Genomic DNA, 15840 nt, shown 5'->3' on the forward strand with positions numbered 1-15840 from the left:
CGGTACACGCGGACGCCGCTGCGGTCTGCCCGTCAGATGTGGTGCAGGCGCCGCGCGGCCTCGGCGACCGACCCGCTCATCGACGGGTAGACCGTGAACGCCTGGGCGAGCTGGTCGGCCGTGAGCGACTCCGCCACCGCGATCGAGACCGGGTGGATCAGCTCGCTGGCGCGGGGTCCGACGACCACGCCGCCGACGATGATGCCGGTGCCCGGGCGGCAGAAGAGCTTGACGAAGCCGTCGTGGACGCCCTGCATCTTGGCGCGGGCGTTGCCCGACAGCGGCAGCATCACCACCTCGGCGGTGATCTCGCCGGCGTCGACCGCCTGCTGGCTCCAGCCGACCGTCGCGATCTCCGGGGCGGTGAAGACGTTGGAGGAGACCTTCTTGAGGTCGAGCGGGCTGACCTTGTCGCCGAGGAAGTGCCACATCGCGATCCGGCCCTGCATGGCCGCGACCGAGGCGAGCATCAGCACGCCGGTGCAGTCGCCGGCGGCGTAGACGCCGCGCGCGGAGGTGCGCGAGACCCGGTCGACGTTGACGAAGCCGCCGTCCTTGAGCACGACGCCCGACTCCTCCAGCCCGAGCCCGGCGGTGTTGGGCACCGAGCCGAGGGCCAGGATGCAGTGCGAGCCCTGGATGCTGCGGCCGTCGGTGAGGGTCACGGTGACCACCTCGCCGTCCCGGGTCACCGACTCCATGCGCGACTGCGACAGCACCTTCATGCCGCGGCGCTTGGAGACCTCCTCCAGGACCAGCGAGGCATCGGCGTCCTCGCCGGGCAGCACCCGGTCGCGCGAGGAGACCAGGGTGACCGGGATGCCGAGGGCGAGGTAGGCGCTGGCGAACTCCGCGCCGGTGACGCCGGACCCGACCACGATCAGCTCGGTCGGTACCTCGGTCAGGTCGTAGACCTGCTCCCAGGTGAGGATCCGCTCGCCGTCGGGCTGGGCGCTGGGCAGGGTGCGCGGAGCGGCGCCGGTGGCGATGAGGATCGCGTCGGCCTCGAGGCTCCGGTCGTCCTCGCCGTCGAGGCTGACGGTCACGCGGCCCGGACCGTCGAGCCGCCCGCGTCCGCGCACGACCTGCACGTCCTCCTTGGCCAGGCGGCGCGCGATGTCGGCGGACTGGTCGGCCGCCAGCTGCATGACCCGCTTGTTGACCCGACCGAGGTCGACCGAGACGGCCGTCGCGAGGTCGCCCTCCTGGTCGTGGAAGTTGACGCCCAGCTCGGCGGCGCCGGCGACGTCGGTCATCAGCTCGGCGGTCGCGATCAGCGTCTTGCTGGGCACGCAGTCGGTGAGGACCGCTGAGCCGCCGATGCCGTCGGTGTCGACGACCGTGACCTCCGCGCCGAGCTGCGCCGCGACCAGCGCGGACTCGTAGCCGCCGGGTCCGCCTCCGATGATGACGACCTTGTCGGTCATGGGTCATTCCTCTCAGGTGGCTAGGTCTCGACACGCCGGTCGCGGCTTCGTTCCTCAGCCGCGCGGCTGCTCGACCTGGCCTGGGCTTTTCTCGACCGCGACTGCGTCGCGGTCGAGAAACCGGCTAAAAGTTGATCATGTGGCCGGCGATGCCGTGGATGGCTTCCTTCACAGACTCGCCGAGCGTCGGGTGGGCGAAGATGTTGCGCGCGAGCTCGTCGGCGGTGAGGTCCCAGGTCTGCGCCAGCGTCAGCACCGGCAGCAGTTCGGTCACGTCGGGGCCGATGAGGTGCCCGCCGATGATCTCGTTGTGCTCGGCGTCGGCCACGATCTTGACGAAGCCGGCCGTGTCGCCCAGGCCCTGGGCCTTGCCGTTGGCCGAGAACGGGAACGTCGCGGTCTTGACGTCGTAGCCCAACTCCTTGGCCTGCTCCTCGGAGTAGCCAAAGGAGCCGATCTGCGGCTGGCAGTACGTGGCACGCGGGATCATGTCGAAGTTGATCTCCTGCGTCTCCGCGCCGGCGATCGTCTCGGCCGCCACGATGCCCATGGCCTCCGCGGCGTGGGCCAGCATCATCTTGCCGGTCACGTCGCCGATGGCGTAGACGCCGTCGACGTTGGTGCGCCCGCGGGCGTCGACCGCGATCGCGCCGCGCTCGGTGACCTCGACGCCGGCGGCCTCGAGGCCGTAGCCCTCGACCCGCGGCTGGAAGCCGATCGCCTGCATGACCTTGTCGGCCTCGAGCACCTCGGTGCTGCCGTCCTTGGAGACGGTGACCTTGACCTTGTCGCCGGAGTCGTCGATGCCCTCGACCTTGGTGCCGAGCAGCACCTTCACGCCGAGCTTCTTGTAGTGCTTGGCCAGCTCCTTGGACACGTCGGCGTCCTCGGTGGGGACCATCCGGTCGAGGAACTCCACGATCGTCACGTCGACCCCGAAGTTCTTCATCACGTAGGCGAACTCGACGCCGATGGCACCGGAGCCGGCGATGATGATCGAGCCGGGCAGCTCGGAGTCGAGGATCTGCTCCTCGTAGGTCACGACGCGCTCGCTCAGCGACGTGCCCGGGATCAGCCGGGTCTTGGCGCCGGTGGCGATGATCAGGTCGTCGCACGTGTAGGACGTGACCTCGCCGTCCTTGCCCTTCACGTCCAGCGCCTTCGGGCCGGTGAGGGTGCCCCAGCCGTCGATCTCGGTGATCTTGTTCTTCTTCATCAGGAAGTGGACGCCCTTGACGATGCCGGCGCTCACCTGGCGCGACCGCTTGTGGGTCGGGCCGTAGGACATCGTGGCGTCGCCCTCGATGCCGAACTTGTCCTTCTCGTGCGTCAGCACGTGGGCCAGCTCGGCGTTCTTCAGGAGCGCCTTGGAGGGGATGCAGCCCACGTTGAGGCACACCCCACCCCAGTACTTCTCCTCGACGACCGCCACGGACTTGCCGAGCTGGGCCGCGCGGATGGCGGCGACGTAGCCACCGGGGCCCGCGCCGAGGACGAGAACGTCGAAGTGAGTCACGCTCCCAGCCTAGTGCGGGGCCCGATAGCCTGCAGCCGTGACCCTGTACGCCGCCTACGGGACGAACCTCGACCCCGCTCGCATGAGCGAGCGCTGCCCCCACTCCCCCCTGCACACGACGGGGTGGCTGGAGGGCTGGCGACTGACGTTCGGCGGCGAGGACCACGGCTGGGACGGGTCGCTGTCGACCATCGTCCAGGACCCCTTCGAGCAGGTGTTCGTCGCCGTCTACGACATCACCGAGGCCGACGAGGCCGACCTCGACGGCTGGGAGGCGGCCGACTCCGGCCTCTACCGCAAGACCAAGGTGCGGGTCGCCACCCTCACCGGCGAGCTGGTCGTGTGGACCTACGTCCTGGACGCCTACGAGGGCGGGCTGCCCTCGGCGTCCTACCTCGGGATGCTCGCCGAGGCCGCGGAGGCCGCCAGCGCCCCGGACGACTACGTCGCCGCCCTGCGCCGGCGCCCCTGCCGCACCAACGGCAGCTGACGTCCTCGGTCGCGGCACGACCCGCGGCACGACCTAGAGTGCTGCCGTGATCCCGACGACGCCCGACAGCCCCGACCACTCGCCGTACGACCTGGCGCAGGAGGCGGCCGCGCGGCTCGCCGAGCTGACCGGCGTCGCGTCCCACGACGTCGCGCTCGTGCTCGGCTCCGGCTGGCTGCCCGCCGTCGACGCGCTCGGCGAGGCGACGGCCGAGATCGACACCACCGACCTGCCCGGCTTCTCCGCGGCGGCCGTGGCCGGCCACTCGGGCAAGATCCGCTCGATCCGCGCCGGCGAGCGCAACCTGCTGGTGTTCCTCAGCCGGACGCACTACTACGAGGGCAAGGGCGTCTCCGCGGTCGTGCACGGCGTCCGCACGGCGGCGGCGGCCGGCTGCCGCACCATCGTGCTCACCAACGGCTGCGGCGGGCTGCGCGACACCTGGACCCCCGGCACGCCGGTGCTGATCAGCGACCACATCAACTTGACCGGCCGCTCCCCCATCGTCGGCGCCCGGTTCGTCGACCTCACCGACCTGTACTCCTCGCGCCTGCGCAGCCTGTGCCGCGAGGTGGACGCGAGCCTCGACGAGGCCGTCTACGTGCAGTTCCCCGGCCCGCACTACGAGACGCCCGCCGAGATCGGCATGGTCCGCGCGATCGGCGGTGAGCTCGTCGGCATGAGCACGACCCTCGAGGCGATCGCCGCCCGCGAGGCCGGCATGGAGGTGCTCGGGATCAGCCTCGTGACCAACCTCGCCGCCGGCATCACCGGCGAGCCCCTCAACCACGAGGAGGTCCTGGAGGCCGGCCGCGCGGCCGCGTCGCGGATGGGCGAGCTCCTGGGCCGGATCGTCCCCGCCATCTAGGGCTACCCGGAGCGAGGTCCGTGTCACTCCGCGAACCAAGGTAAGCCTTCCCTAAATAAGAGGTATGCTGACGGTCGACAGCAGCTCCCGCTGTCCTCCATCGAGCACAGAGCGAGACCCGCATGCCGCGCCAGCACCGCCACCCTCTCGGGCGCGCCACGTCCCTCCTGCTCGCGGTCGGGATCCTGACCGCGTGCGGGCCCGTCCTGTCCGCCCCCGGCGACGAGAAGGCCGAGGACGGGGCGACCACGGAGGTCCCCCGCCTGTCCGAGGTCGAGCCGCTCTCCGACCCGCGGAGCTGGGACGGCGTCGTGAGCGTCGACCTGCCGGATCCCGACATCGACCCGGTCTCCGACGACCCGGCCCCGGCACTGCCGGCCACCGTCACCGACAGCCAGGGCACGAAGGTCACCGTCACCGACACCAGCCGGATCCTGGCACTGGACATCTACGGCACCCTCGCGCAGACGGTCTTCCAGCTCGGCCTCGGCGACAGCGTCGTGGGCCGCGACGTCTCCTCGTCCTTCCCCGAGATCGAGGACCGCCCGCTGGTCACCCAGAACGGTCACGAGCTGAGCGCCGAGGCGATCCTGGCCCTCGACCCGACCGTGGTCCTCACCGACACCTCGCTCGGCCCGTGGGACGTGCTGCTGCAGCTGCGTGACGCGGGCGTCCCGGTGGTCGTCACCGACTCCCGCCGCGGGATCGACAACATCTCCTCGCTGACCCAGCAGGTCGCTGACGCCCTCGGCGTGCCCGACGAGGGCACGGTCCTCGGCCAGCGCCTCGAGGCCGAGGCCGACGCCACGGTCGAGGAGATCGCGGACGTCGCCCCCCAGGACGTGACCGGTCAGCTGCGGACGATCTTCCTCTACGTGCGCGGGCAGGCCGGCGTCTACTACATGTTCGGCGAGGGCTCGGGCGCCGACTCCCTGATCACCGCCGCCGGCGGGTACGACGTCAGCGAGGAGATCGGCTGGAAGGGCATGAAGCCGGTCAACGACGAGGGGCTGATCTCCGCCCAGCCCGACGTGATCCTGATGATGTCGAAGGGCCTGGAGTCCGTCGGCGGCGCCGACGGCCTGCTCGAGCGCTTCCCGGCGCTCGCCCAGACCCCGGCGGGCGAGCACGAGCGGATCATCGCCATGGACGACGACCAGGTCCTGAGCTTCGGCCCGCGCACCTCCGACGTCCTGAACGCCCTGGCGGTGGCCTTCTACGCGCCCGACGCCCTGTGAGCTCCGCGCCGTCGGTCCCGGCAGCGATGCCCGCGTCCGGCCCCGCGGACCGGACCGGGTCGTCCCCGCGACCCGCGCGGCTCACCCGGACCACCGCCTTCTTCGTCGTGCTCACCGTGGCGCTCGTCGTGGCCGGTCTCGCCGCCGCCGGGTCCGGGCAGCTGGCGATCCCCTTCCCGCAGGTCGTGGGCTCGTTCCTGCACCACCTCGGGATCGACGTCGGGCCCATGCCCACGCACCCGCGCGGCGACGACACCCTGTGGACCGTCCGGTTCCCCCGGGTCGCGATGGCGATGGTCGTCGGCGCCGCCCTCGCGGTCGCCGGAACCCTGATGCAGGGGGTCTTCGGCAACCCGCTGGCCGAGCCCAGCGTGGTCGGGGTCTCGGCCGGTGCCGCGGTGGGCGCCGCCGCCGCCATCGTCTTCAGCCTCGGCTTCGCCGGCGACTGGACGACCGCCGTGTGCGCCTTCGTGGGAGGCCTGTTCACGACCCTCGTCGTCTACGCGCTGGCCCGCGCCGACGGCCGGACGGAGGTCGTGACCCTGGTCCTGACCGGGATCGCGGTGAACGCCGTCGCCGGGGCGCTCCTGGCGATGCTGATGTTCCTCGGCGACACCCAGGCGCGCGAGCAGATCGTCTTCTGGCAGCTTGGCAGCCTCAACGGCAGCCGCTGGCAGTACGTCGGCGTCGTGGCCCCGCTCGCGCTCGTCGGCGTGGTCTGCGCCCTCGCCTGCGCGCGCAGCCTCGACCTGCTCTCCCTCGGCGAGCGCTCGGCCCGCCACCTCGGCGTCAACGTCGAGGCCCTGCGGATCTTCCTGATCGTGGTGGTCGCGCTGCTCACGGCGGCGGCCGTCAGCTTCTGCGGCATCGTCGCCTTCGTCGGCCTGATCGTCCCGCACCTGGTCCGGATGGTCACGGGACCGGGGCACCGCGCGCTCCTGCCGGCCTCGATGCTGGCCGGCGCGCTGGTCCTCGTCGTCGCCGACCTCGGTGCGCGCACGCTGGTGGCGTATGCCGACCTGCCCCTCGGGATGCTCACCTCCCTGGTGGGCGGCCCCTTCTTCTTCTGGCTCCTGCGCCGCACCCGCCGCTCCTCGGGAGGCTGGGCATGAGCGACGCCGCGCTGAGCGCCCGCGGGGTCGTGGTCCGCCTGGGCGGCACCACGGTGCTGGACGGGGTCGACGTCGACGTCCGACGCGGCGAGATCGTGTCGCTGGTCGGCCCCAACGGCGCCGGCAAGTCGACGCTGCTCGCCGTCCTGGCCGGCGACCTGAGCCCCGCGCAGGGCCGGGTCGAGGTGCTCGGCCGCAGCCTCGACGACTGGCGGCTCCGGGAGCTGGCGCGCGAGCGCGCGGTCCTGACGCAGGAGCACCACATCGCCTTCCCGTTCCCCGCCCAGGACGTCGTCCGCATGGGCAGGTCCCCGTGGCGGGGCCGGCCCGAGGAGGACGACGACCAGGCGGTGGTCACCGAGTCCATGGCGGCCACCGACGTCACGCACCTCGCCGCCCGCCCCTTCGGCGTGCTGTCCGGCGGGGAGAAGGGACGCACGTCGTTCGCCCGGATCCTCGCGCAGCGCACCGGCGTGCTGCTGCTCGACGAGCCGACGGCCGCACTCGACATCGGCCACCAGGAGACCGTGCTGGCCCGTGCCCGTCACGAGGCCGAGCAGGGCGCCGCCGTGCTGGTCGTGCTGCACGACCTCAGCCTCGCCGCCGCGTGGTCGGACCGGGTGGTGCTCCTCCACGGCGGCCGCGTCGCCGGCGAGGGCGCCCCGGGGGAGGTCCTCACCGGCCCGCTGCTCAGCGAGGTCTACGACCACCCCGTGACGGTCACGGCCCACCCCGAGACCGGCGAGCTGCTCGTCCTGCCCGACCGCCGACGCCGTACGCCGCGGCCGTCCGCCAGCGACCTCGAGGTGCGCGCATGAACCGACTGACCTCCCTGCTGGCCGCCGCGGCCCTGGCCCTCGGGACCGTGACCGCGGTGGCGGCGCCGGCCCACGCCGAGGCGCGCCTGACGGTGCGCAACGACCGCGGCGGCGACCAGGCCGACACCCGCTACCGGACCACGCTCACCCTCGACGCGACCGGCTTCCAGTCGGTCAAGGGCGGCTTCGGCGGCGTCTACGTGATGTTCGGCTGGGTGCGCGACCCCGGCAGCGACTCGTGGCGTCCGTCGAAGGGCGGTCTGACCGGCAAGGACTACCGCTACATCCCCGACTCCGAGAACGCCGCCGACAACCGCGGCTACCTCCGGTTCGTCTCGTTCCCGGGCGGTTCGACCGCCGGCGAGGCCAACGCCGTCATGTCGGGCTCGGGCGGCTTCCGCGTGACGATGACCGTGCCCGGTCCGGAGTTCCAGAGCGTCGACCGCGACGGCAAGCTGAGCACGGTCGACTGCCGGACGATGACCTGCGGCGTCATCACGATCGGCGCGCACGGCGTCAAGAACCCCGCCAACGAGACCTTCACGCCGGTGAGCTTCGGCGAGGTCTACGACCAGGCGCCGTCCTCCGCGCCCTCCCAGTCCGGCTCCCAGTCCGGCTCCCAGCCCTCGGGCGCCGGCCAGAGCGCCCCGCCCGCCGCCGAGGCGTCGCCCCCTGCCGCCGGTGGCGTCCCGCGGACCGCCCGCGCCGGCCGGCCCGTGGTGACCGCGGACCGCGCGACCGCGGTCGCGGGCAACGCCCTGGCGTTCACCGGCCGCGGCTTCGCGCCGGGCGAGCAGGTGCTCGCCATCCTCGACAACGGCCTGGCCGCGCTCGGACCGATGGTGGCCGGCACGTCGGGCGAGGTCGCCGGCGTCCTGCCACTGCCTGCCGACATCCCGCCCGGCACCCACGAGCTCCGCCTCTCGGGCGCCGCCTCCGGCACCGAGGTCTCGGAGCGCTTCCCGGTCAGCGCCGGCCCGGAGGTCACCGCAGCCGCGAGCACGCAGACGGCCGACGACGACGAGGCGCTGCCCGCCTCGCGCCTGTTCCTGGCCCTCGCGGCAGCCGTGTTCCTCGCCTCGCTGCTGCTCCTCCTGCTGCGCCGGCGCCGCACCCGGCCGACGCCCGCCGGGGTGGTGTGACCGTGCTGCGCACCTCGGCAGGGCGGGCCGTCGCCGCCGTCCTCGTGCTCGTCCTCGCCGTGGCCGCGACCGCGCTGGTGGCCACCTCCGGCTCGGCCGCGCCCGCCGGGACGACGGCCGCCGACGAGCCCGCACCCACCTCCACGAGCCCCACGGCCACCGCGGACCCGACGGAGACGACGAGCCCGACGGACGCGCCGTCGGAGACCCCGACCGACGACCCGACCCCCACCCCGACCCCCACCGCCCCGACGCCCACGCCGACCGACGACCCGACGAGCGGGCCCTTCACCGTGGACGACGCCCAGCTGCGGTGGGGCGTCAACGACGAGAGCAACAACGCGGCGTTCGCGCCGGGCACCTTCAACTTCTTCTCCGCCGGCGAGGTGCGCGACCCCGGCGCCGGCGGCCAGCGGCTGCCGCTGCGCAGCGGCGGCGCCACCTGGAGCAACGGCAAGCCGGCCCGCTGGTCGGCCCGCGCGGGCGAGGTGCGCATCGAGAAGCGCCGCCCCGACGGGAGCTACGCGCTCGCGGCGTTCGACGGCACCTCGACCGACGTCGCGGGCAGCCGGCTCACCACGGGCGGCGGCTCGTTCTCCGACCACCAGGTCGTGATCGACGGCGGCACCGGCACGGTCGACCCCGCCGCCGGCCGCGCCACCGTGAGCTGGAAGGGCACGTTCACCGTCCTCTACTACTCCGGCATGACCTTCTTCACGGTCAGCGACCCCCAGCTCGTCGTGACGCCCACGACGGCACGGCTCAGCGGGACCCTCGGGGGCTACGCCTCCGACATGAACGACACCAGCACGTGGGTCAAGGTGCCCGGACGTCGGGTCGTCCTCGCGGACCTGCCGCGCGCGGGACTGCGGCTACCGACCACCGGTGGGATCACCGGCACGCCCTCCTACCTGCGCGTGCGCCACGACGCCCCGAGCGCCGGCGTCACCCAGGTGCGCACCGGTCCCTCCTGGGGTGCGTTCCCGGCGTCGTTCCTCACGGCGATGCACCGCCTGGGGTCCGCGGCCTACTGGTACTCCTCCGGCGGCAGCGCCGACGCGCACAAGGTGCCGCTGCCCCTCACCGTGAGCTACTCCGCCGGCAGCCCGGTCACCGCGCCGGTCGACCCCCAGCCGACCGCCGAGCCGACCGCCGAGCCCACGCAGCCGAGCGCCCCGGTGGCGCCGGCGCCCCCGGCGCCCCTCCCGCCCGCCGGGCCGGGCCTCCCGGCGCAGGCGCCGGCGGTCCTGCCCCCGGGCGCCGCCCCTGCGGGCGCCACGCCCCCGATCTTCGACCCCCGCCTCCCGGCGGTCCCGGTCGTGAACGCCCAGACGCTGCCCGCAGCGTCGCGGGCGACCAGCTCCGGCCACCCATGGGAGTGGTGGACCGGTTCGCTGCTGCTGCTCGGAGCAGCCGCACTCACCATCCTCGGCAACGTCAGCAGTCGTGTGAAAGGAAAGTCATGACCATCACCACAGCGGGGGGCACCTCCGCTGCTCGTCGGGGCACGCGAGGAGTGGCCGCGCTGCTCTCGACCGCGGTCGCCTCGGCCGGCCTCGTCGCGCTCGGCGTCGCCGCCGCGCCGTCGGCCTCGGCCGCGCCGATCTCCGTCAGCAACGCCACGTTCACCTGGGACATCAACAACGAGGTCCAGGCCGGCGCCTTCGCGCCCGGCACCTGGAACCTGATGTCGGCCGGCAAGATCGGCAACCCCGGGGCGGGCGGGCAGACCTTGAGGCTCGCCGACAACGGCGCCACCTGGTCCAACAACGCCACCGCCGGGTGGAAGAGCACCGCGGGCAACGTGACGATCGAGGACAAGGGCGCCGACGGCACCTACGCCCCGGCCACGTTCGACGGAACGCGCCGCACCAGCGCGGGGGTCCTCACGTCCGGCTTCTCCCAGACGAACCTCGCCGAGACGCGGATGGTCGTGAAGAAGGGCACCGGCACCCTCGACCCCGACGCCGAGAACGCGCAGATCACCTGGGACGGTGACGCCACCGTCCTGTTCTACTCCGGCATGACGTACTTCCACCTCTCGGACCCCGAGCTGGTCGTGACCGACGGCGTCGGCACGCTGTCGGCCACGCTGGGCGGCTACGCCACCTCCATGGACGACATGGAGGCCTGGACGCCCGTCGCCGACACCAAGATCACCCTCGCGACGATGACGGGCGTCGACGTGACGCCGACCGGGATCGCCGGCGCGCCGCAGTACAAGGGCGTGACCTACGCCGCCGCCGAGGGCTCCACCGAGCAGGTCCGGACCGGCGACAACTGGGGCGCGTTCCCGCAGGCCTTCGTCGACTTCCAGCAGGTGCTCGGCCAGGGTCCCTACTGGTACTCCACCGGTGGCAGCGCCGACCCGCGCAAGATCGCGAACCCCTTCTCGGTGGCCTACAGCGAGCAGCTGACGCCGGAGGTCACGGTCAGCAGGACCACGTTCCTGCCGAACGGCGCCCAGGAGATCACCGTCCAGGGCACGGGCTTCGACCCGTCCGCCGCGACCGGCGCCCGTCCGCCGCTGGCGGGCCGACCCGCCGGCACGTACGTCGCGTTCGGCAAGTTCCCCGAGGCCTGGCGTCCCTCCGCCGGCGTCGCCTCCGCCAACCGCAAGAACAGCTCGCAGCAGTGGGCCGTCCTCGCCGAGGACATGGCGACCATCGGCGGCCCGGACGCAGGCGCCATCGAGCTCACCCCGGCCGGCACCTTCACCGCCACGCTGACGGTCGACAAGGCCGCCGCCGACACCGCCGCCGCCGCGGTGCCCACCGCCGCCAACTACGGCATCTACACCTACGCCGGCAGCGGCGCCACGGCCCCGTCGTACGAGACCTACACGCCCCTGACCTTCGCCAAGGCGCCCTCGGCCGCGACCATCTCGGCGCCGGCCCGCACCTACGGCCAGGCCTCGACCGCCACGGTCACGGTCACCGGTGAGGGCGCCGAGGGCGCGGTCACGCTCAAGCGCGGCGCCACGGTCGTCGGCACGGCGGACCTGGTGTCCGGCGCGGCGACGTTCGCCCTCGGCACGCTGGGGGCCGGCCGGCACCCGCTCAGCGCCACCTACGACGGCACGCCGAACGTCGAGGGCGCCACGGCCACCGCCACCGTCACGGTCGCCAAGGCGGCCAGCCGCACGACGGCCACGCTGGTCAAGAAGCCCGCTCCCCGCAAGGCCGGCAAGGTCCGTGCGAAGGTCACCACCACCCCGGCCGGCTCCGCCGCGGGCACGGTCAAGGTCGTCGTCCGCAACGCCAAGGGCAAGGTCGTCCGCACGCTCCAGGCCCGCCTGACGCGCGCCGGTGTCGCGACCGCCAAGCTGCCCCGCCTTGCGAAGGGCACCTACCGGGTGGTCCTGACCTACACCGGCGACGCCAACGTGAAGGCCTCCTCCAAGAGCCTGCCCTTCCGGGTCCGCTGACCGCGGCACGCACCGCACCACCCGTGGCGCCCCTCCCCGTGGTGGGAGGGGCGCCTCGGCGTCCCGGGAGCCGTGGCCGCGCTGGTACTACAGTGCCGGGCGTGCCGAAGATCAACGCCGAGACCGTCGCCGAGCACCGCGACCAGGTGCAGCGACGCGTCTTCGACTCCTTCGCCTCGCTCATGGGCGAGCGCAGCTTCGACGCGATCTCGATGGCCCAGATCGCCGCCGGGGCCGGCCTGGGACGCACCTCGATCTACCACCACTTCCCCGACAAGGAGGCGGTGGTGGTGGCGTTCGCGTCCCACGAGACCGAGCGCTACCTCCACGAGCTGCGCGCGGAGCTCGACGCGGTGGTCGACCCCGTCGAGCGCATGCACGTCTACATCCGCCACCAGCTCACCGCCGGCGAGCAGTTCCACATGGGCCTGGGCATGCAGCTCGTGGGCGTGCTGTCGCCCGCAGCCGTGCAGCAGGTCCGCGAGCACGTCGTCGCGGTCGAGGACGTGCTGCGCGACCTGCTGGTCTCCGGCGCGGCCTCGGGTGCCTTCTCGGTGCCCGACGTGGGCGCCGCCATGTCGCTGGTCCACGCGTGCCTGGCCCCGCGCCACGTGCCGGCCGAGCAGGTCGAGCGGTTCATCCTGCGAGCGCTCACCACGGACGAGCGCCGACCGGAGTAGGCTAGGTAAGCCTCACCTAATCTGAGACAGGTAGTTGACAAGTCGTCGAGATCTTGTCGACACTGTGTCTGCATCCTTCCGCGCCTCCGAAAGGCCCGCTCATGACCGTCCTCGACCGCAGCGCCGTCGACCTCCCACTCTCCGCCGCCATGCGCGTGGGGTCGATGGCCGAGCACGAGGCGGCCGAGCACTCGTCGTACATGTCGGAGCTGCTGGGCGGGCGCGTCAACGAGACCGGCTACGCCGACTACCTGCTCCGCCTGCGCGTCGTCTACGACGCCATGGAGACGACCGTGCGCGCGCGGCTCGACGACCCGGCCGTCGCCGCCGTGCACGACACCGCCCTGGAGCGGCTCGCCGCCATCGACAGCGACCTCGAGCACTGGGCACCCGGCCGCGACCGCGAGGTCGTCTCGCCCGCCGCCGACGCCTACCGCGAGCGGCTCGCGGCGGCCGGCTCCTGGGGCGGGCTGCTGGTGGCCCACCACTACACGCGCTACCTCGGCGACCTCTCGGGCGGCCAGGCCATCGGCCGGATCCTCGACCGCACCTTCGAGCTCGACGGCGCCGGCACGGCGTTCTACGCGTTCCCCGAGATCCCCAAGCCCAAGCCCTACAAGGACGCCTACCGGGCCCGGCTCGACGCGCTCGAGCTGTCCGTCGAGGACGTCGCACGCGTGGTGGACGAGGTGAAGGTAGCCTTCCGGCTCAACCAGGCCCTCTTCACCGAGTTGGGACAGAACATCGATGGGTACCGCCGCTGACCTGAGGTCCCCGACCTCCTGCCCACGCCCGTGAGGGTCCTGCTGACCGGCGCGGCCGGGTCCATCGGACAGGTGCTCACCCTCGGCCTCGCCGACCGCGGTCACGAGGTCGTCGGGCTCGACCGGGTCCCCCGGCCCGACGCCATCGACGTCCGCTGGCACGTCGCCGACTGCGCCGACCCGGACGCCGTGCACGCGGTCTTCGAGGAGCAGCCGCTCGACGCCGTGGTCCACGCCGCCGGACTGCCCGACGAGGCCTCGCTGCCCGACTCGCTGGCCTCGCACGTCGTCACCACCGGCGCGCTGCTCGACGCCGCCGTCGCCCACGACGTCCGCCGGGTCGTCTACGCCGGCTCCAACCACGCCGTCGGCCGCACCCCCCGCGCCGCGGTGGCGCCCCCGGGGGTCCTGGGGGTCGACGCACGGCCCCGGCCCGACACCTTCTACGGCGTCGCCAAGGTCGCCGCCGAGGCGCTCCTCTCGCTCTACGTCGACCGCTACGGGCTCGACGCCGTCTCCTGCCGCATCGGGTCGTTCGGTCCCCGGCCGGAGTCGCTGCGCCAGCTCGCCACCTGGCTCTCCCCCGACGACTGCGTCCGCATGGTCGACGCCTGCCTCACGGCCCCGGCGCCGGGCTTCGCCGTGGTCTACGGCATCTCGGCCAACACCCGGGCCTGGTGGGACCTCCAGCCCGGTCGCGACCTCGGCTACGAGCCGCTCGACGACGCGGAGGAGTTCGCCTCGAGCATCGAGGCCGGCCCCGACGACGAGGCCGAGGTCGGCGTCGTCGGCGGCCCGTTCGCGGGCGAGGCCTTCCACCGCCCGGCCCTGGACCGCCTGGAGCCTTGACCTGGAGCGCACTCCAAGGTCCATGCTGAGGTCATGCCGCCCACCCCTGGCCTGACCATCGCCCAGGCCGCCGTCCACACCGGTCTGACCGCCGACACGCTGCGCTACTACGAGCGCGACGGCCTCATGCTCCAGCCGGTCGGCCGCTCGGCGACCGGGCACCGTCGCTACCTCGACCGCGACCTGCGCTGGATCGAGATGGTGACCCGGCTGCGCGCGACCGGTATGCCGATCCGCGACGTACGCCGCTACGCCGACCTGGTCCGCGGCGGCGAGGGCAACGAGGCCGAGCGCCTCGAGCTGCTCCGGTGCCACCGCCAGACGGTGCTCCAGCAGCTGTCCGAGGTGCAGGAGCACCTCGGCGCGATCGACCGCAAGATCGGCATCTACACCGACGCGGTCGAGCAGCGACTTGACCTGGAGCGCGCTCCAAGGCATTGAGTGAGGTCATGAGCATCCGACGACGCGCCCTCGGCACCACCTCGCCCCTCGACGTCTCCGCCCTCGGCCTCGGCTGCATGGGGATGTCGGAGTTCTACGGCACCGGGCAGGAGGCCGACGGCATCGCGACCATCCACCGCGCCCTCGACCTGGGCGTGACCTTCCTGGACACCGCCGACATGTACGGCCCGTTCACCAACGAGCGGCTCGTCGGCAAGGCGATCGCCGGCCGCCGCGACGAGGTCCAGCTGGCCACCAAGTTCGGCAACGTCCGCGGCGAGGACGGCGCCCGGCTCGGCATCGACGGCAGCCCGGAGTACGTCCGCAGCGCCTGCGACGCCTCCCTGCAGCGGCTCGGCGTCGACCACATCGACCTCTACTACCAGCACCGCGTCGACCGCACCGTGCCGATCGAGGAGACCGTCGGGGCGATGAAGGAGCTCGTCGAGGCCGGCAAGGTGCGGCACCTGGGCCTCTCGGAGGCCTCGGCCGACACCATCCGGCGCGCGCACGCCGTCCACCCCATTACCGCGCTGCAGACCGAGTACTCGCTGTTCACCCGCGACCTCGAGGACGAGGTGCTGCCGACGATCCGCGAGCTGGGCATCGGCCTGGTCCCCTACTCCCCGCTCGGCCGCGGCCTGCTCACGGGCGCCATCACCTCGTCGGGCGCGCTCGAGGAGGGCGACTCCCGCCGCTCCGCCTACTTCCCCCGCTTCCAGGGCGAGGCGCTCGAGACCAACCTGGCCCTGGTGGCCCGGATCCAGGAGCTGGCCGATCGTCTCGGCTGCACCCCCGGCCAGCTGGCCCTCGCGTGGGTGCTGGCCCAGGGCGACGACGTCGCGCCGATCCCCGGCACCAAGCGCGTGCGCTACCTCGAGGAGAACGTCGCCGCCGCCGACGTCGAGCTCAGCGCCGACGACCTCGCCGCGCTCGAGGCGGCGGTGCCGCGCGGCGCGGTCGCGGGCGAGCGCTACGGCGACATGAGCACCATCGACGCCTGAGCCTCGCGTCGCGCGGCGGCAACGAGGTCATCAGCGTCGGCAGTTCGCGCCGCGGCCCGGCATC

General features: G+C 73.1%; 15 protein-coding genes. 13 read left to right on the plus strand and 2 right to left on the minus strand.

Annotated elements, in window-relative coordinates:
• Positions 1–32: 32 nt before the first annotated feature.
• On the minus strand, positions 33–1427 hold the full coding sequence (locus IRQ30_RS06160; RefSeq protein WP_193612097.1) for an NAD(P)H-quinone dehydrogenase: 1395 nt from the start codon (positions 1425–1427) through the stop codon (positions 33–35).
• Between the two features lie 124 nt (positions 1428–1551).
• Entirely contained in the window at positions 1552–2943 is a 1392-nt protein-coding gene (gene lpdA, locus IRQ30_RS06165) for a dihydrolipoyl dehydrogenase (protein ID WP_193612098.1), read from the minus strand.
• A 37-nt stretch (positions 2944–2980) separates the two neighbouring features.
• Between lpdA and IRQ30_RS06170 the strand changes: the two genes are divergently transcribed.
• The 13 genes from IRQ30_RS06170 to IRQ30_RS06230 all read left to right on the plus strand — a co-directional run bounded on the left by IRQ30_RS06170 (position 2981) and on the right by IRQ30_RS06230 (position 15776).
• A complete protein-coding gene (locus IRQ30_RS06170; protein ID WP_193610248.1) occupies positions 2981–3433 on the plus strand; it encodes a gamma-glutamylcyclotransferase in 453 nt (150 codons plus the stop codon).
• Positions 3434–3479: 46 nt separating this feature from the next.
• A complete protein-coding gene (locus IRQ30_RS06175; protein ID WP_338089589.1) occupies positions 3480–4301 on the plus strand; it encodes a purine-nucleoside phosphorylase in 822 nt (273 codons plus the stop codon).
• 122 nt (positions 4302–4423) lie between these two features.
• Positions 4424–5539, plus strand: a complete 1116-nt coding sequence (locus tag IRQ30_RS06180; protein ID WP_193612099.1) for a heme/hemin ABC transporter substrate-binding protein — start codon at positions 4424–4426, stop codon at positions 5537–5539.
• Positions 5536–6651, plus strand: a complete 1116-nt coding sequence (locus IRQ30_RS06185) for a FecCD family ABC transporter permease (RefSeq protein WP_338089590.1) — start codon at positions 5536–5538, stop codon at positions 6649–6651. The genes IRQ30_RS06180 and IRQ30_RS06185 overlap by 4 nt, the downstream gene beginning before the upstream one ends.
• Positions 6648–7469, plus strand: coding sequence for a heme ABC transporter ATP-binding protein (locus IRQ30_RS06190; RefSeq protein WP_193612100.1), 822 nt, complete (start codon positions 6648–6650; stop codon positions 7467–7469). The genes IRQ30_RS06185 and IRQ30_RS06190 overlap by 4 nt, the downstream gene beginning before the upstream one ends.
• Positions 7466–8611: a hypothetical protein gene (locus IRQ30_RS06195; RefSeq protein WP_193612101.1), complete on the plus strand. Its 1146-nt coding sequence runs from the start codon at positions 7466–7468 to the stop codon at positions 8609–8611. The genes IRQ30_RS06190 and IRQ30_RS06195 overlap by 4 nt, the downstream gene beginning before the upstream one ends.
• Positions 8612–8613: 2 nt before the next feature.
• The gene (locus IRQ30_RS06200) at positions 8614–10077 is read left to right on the plus strand and encodes a hypothetical protein (RefSeq protein WP_193612102.1); all 1464 of its coding nucleotides are present in this window, start codon (positions 8614–8616) and stop codon (positions 10075–10077) included.
• On the plus strand, positions 10074–12038 hold the full coding sequence (locus tag IRQ30_RS23770; protein ID WP_193612103.1) for an Ig-like domain-containing protein: 1965 nt from the start codon (positions 10074–10076) through the stop codon (positions 12036–12038). The genes IRQ30_RS06200 and IRQ30_RS23770 overlap by 4 nt, the downstream gene beginning before the upstream one ends.
• Positions 12039–12139: 101 nt before the next feature.
• Complete coding sequence (locus IRQ30_RS06210) at positions 12140–12718, plus strand: TetR family transcriptional regulator (protein WP_193612104.1); 579 nt, start codon at positions 12140–12142, stop codon at positions 12716–12718.
• A 101-nt stretch (positions 12719–12819) separates the two neighbouring features.
• Positions 12820–13482 (plus strand): biliverdin-producing heme oxygenase, encoded by a 663-nt coding sequence (locus tag IRQ30_RS06215; RefSeq protein WP_193612105.1) that lies wholly within the window; start codon positions 12820–12822, stop codon positions 13480–13482.
• Between the two features lie 30 nt (positions 13483–13512).
• Complete coding sequence (locus IRQ30_RS06220) at positions 13513–14331, plus strand: NAD-dependent epimerase/dehydratase family protein (RefSeq protein WP_193612106.1); 819 nt, start codon at positions 13513–13515, stop codon at positions 14329–14331.
• Positions 14332–14364: 33 nt separating this feature from the next.
• Positions 14365–14772, plus strand: coding sequence for a MerR family transcriptional regulator (locus IRQ30_RS06225; protein WP_193612107.1), 408 nt, complete (start codon positions 14365–14367; stop codon positions 14770–14772).
• Positions 14773–14780: 8 nt separating this feature from the next.
• Positions 14781–15776 carry an aldo/keto reductase gene (locus IRQ30_RS06230; protein ID WP_193612108.1) on the plus strand — a complete coding sequence of 332 codons (996 nt, stop codon included), beginning with the start codon at positions 14781–14783 and terminating at the stop codon, positions 15774–15776.
• Positions 15777–15840: the final 64 nt, after the last annotated feature.

Origin of the sequence: Nocardioides lijunqiniae, from assembly GCF_015024225.1 — a bacterium.
Lineage (GTDB): Bacteria > Actinomycetota > Actinomycetes > Propionibacteriales > Nocardioidaceae > Nocardioides > Nocardioides lijunqiniae.

Excerpts from the sequence above, each read along its gene's own strand:
- IRQ30_RS06180 (WP_193612099.1), top strand. The coding sequence starts at position 4,424 with ATGCCGCGCCAGCACCGCCACCCTCTCGGGCGCGCCACGTCCCTCCTG.
- IRQ30_RS06230 (WP_193612108.1), top strand. The coding sequence starts at position 14,781 with ATGAGCATCCGACGACGCGCCCTCGGCACCACCTCGCCCCTCGACGTC.
- IRQ30_RS06195 (WP_193612101.1), top strand. The coding sequence starts at position 7,466 with ATGAACCGACTGACCTCCCTGCTGGCCGCCGCGGCCCTGGCCCTCGGG.
- IRQ30_RS06160 (WP_193612097.1), bottom strand. The coding sequence starts at position 1,427 with ATGACCGACAAGGTCGTCATCATCGGAGGCGGACCCGGCGGCTACGAG.
- IRQ30_RS06225 (WP_193612107.1), top strand. The coding sequence starts at position 14,365 with ATGCCGCCCACCCCTGGCCTGACCATCGCCCAGGCCGCCGTCCACACC.
- IRQ30_RS06215 (WP_193612105.1), top strand. The coding sequence starts at position 12,820 with ATGACCGTCCTCGACCGCAGCGCCGTCGACCTCCCACTCTCCGCCGCC.
- IRQ30_RS23770 (WP_193612103.1), top strand. The coding sequence starts at position 10,074 with ATGACCATCACCACAGCGGGGGGCACCTCCGCTGCTCGTCGGGGCACG.
- IRQ30_RS06190 (WP_193612100.1), top strand. The coding sequence starts at position 6,648 with ATGAGCGACGCCGCGCTGAGCGCCCGCGGGGTCGTGGTCCGCCTGGGC.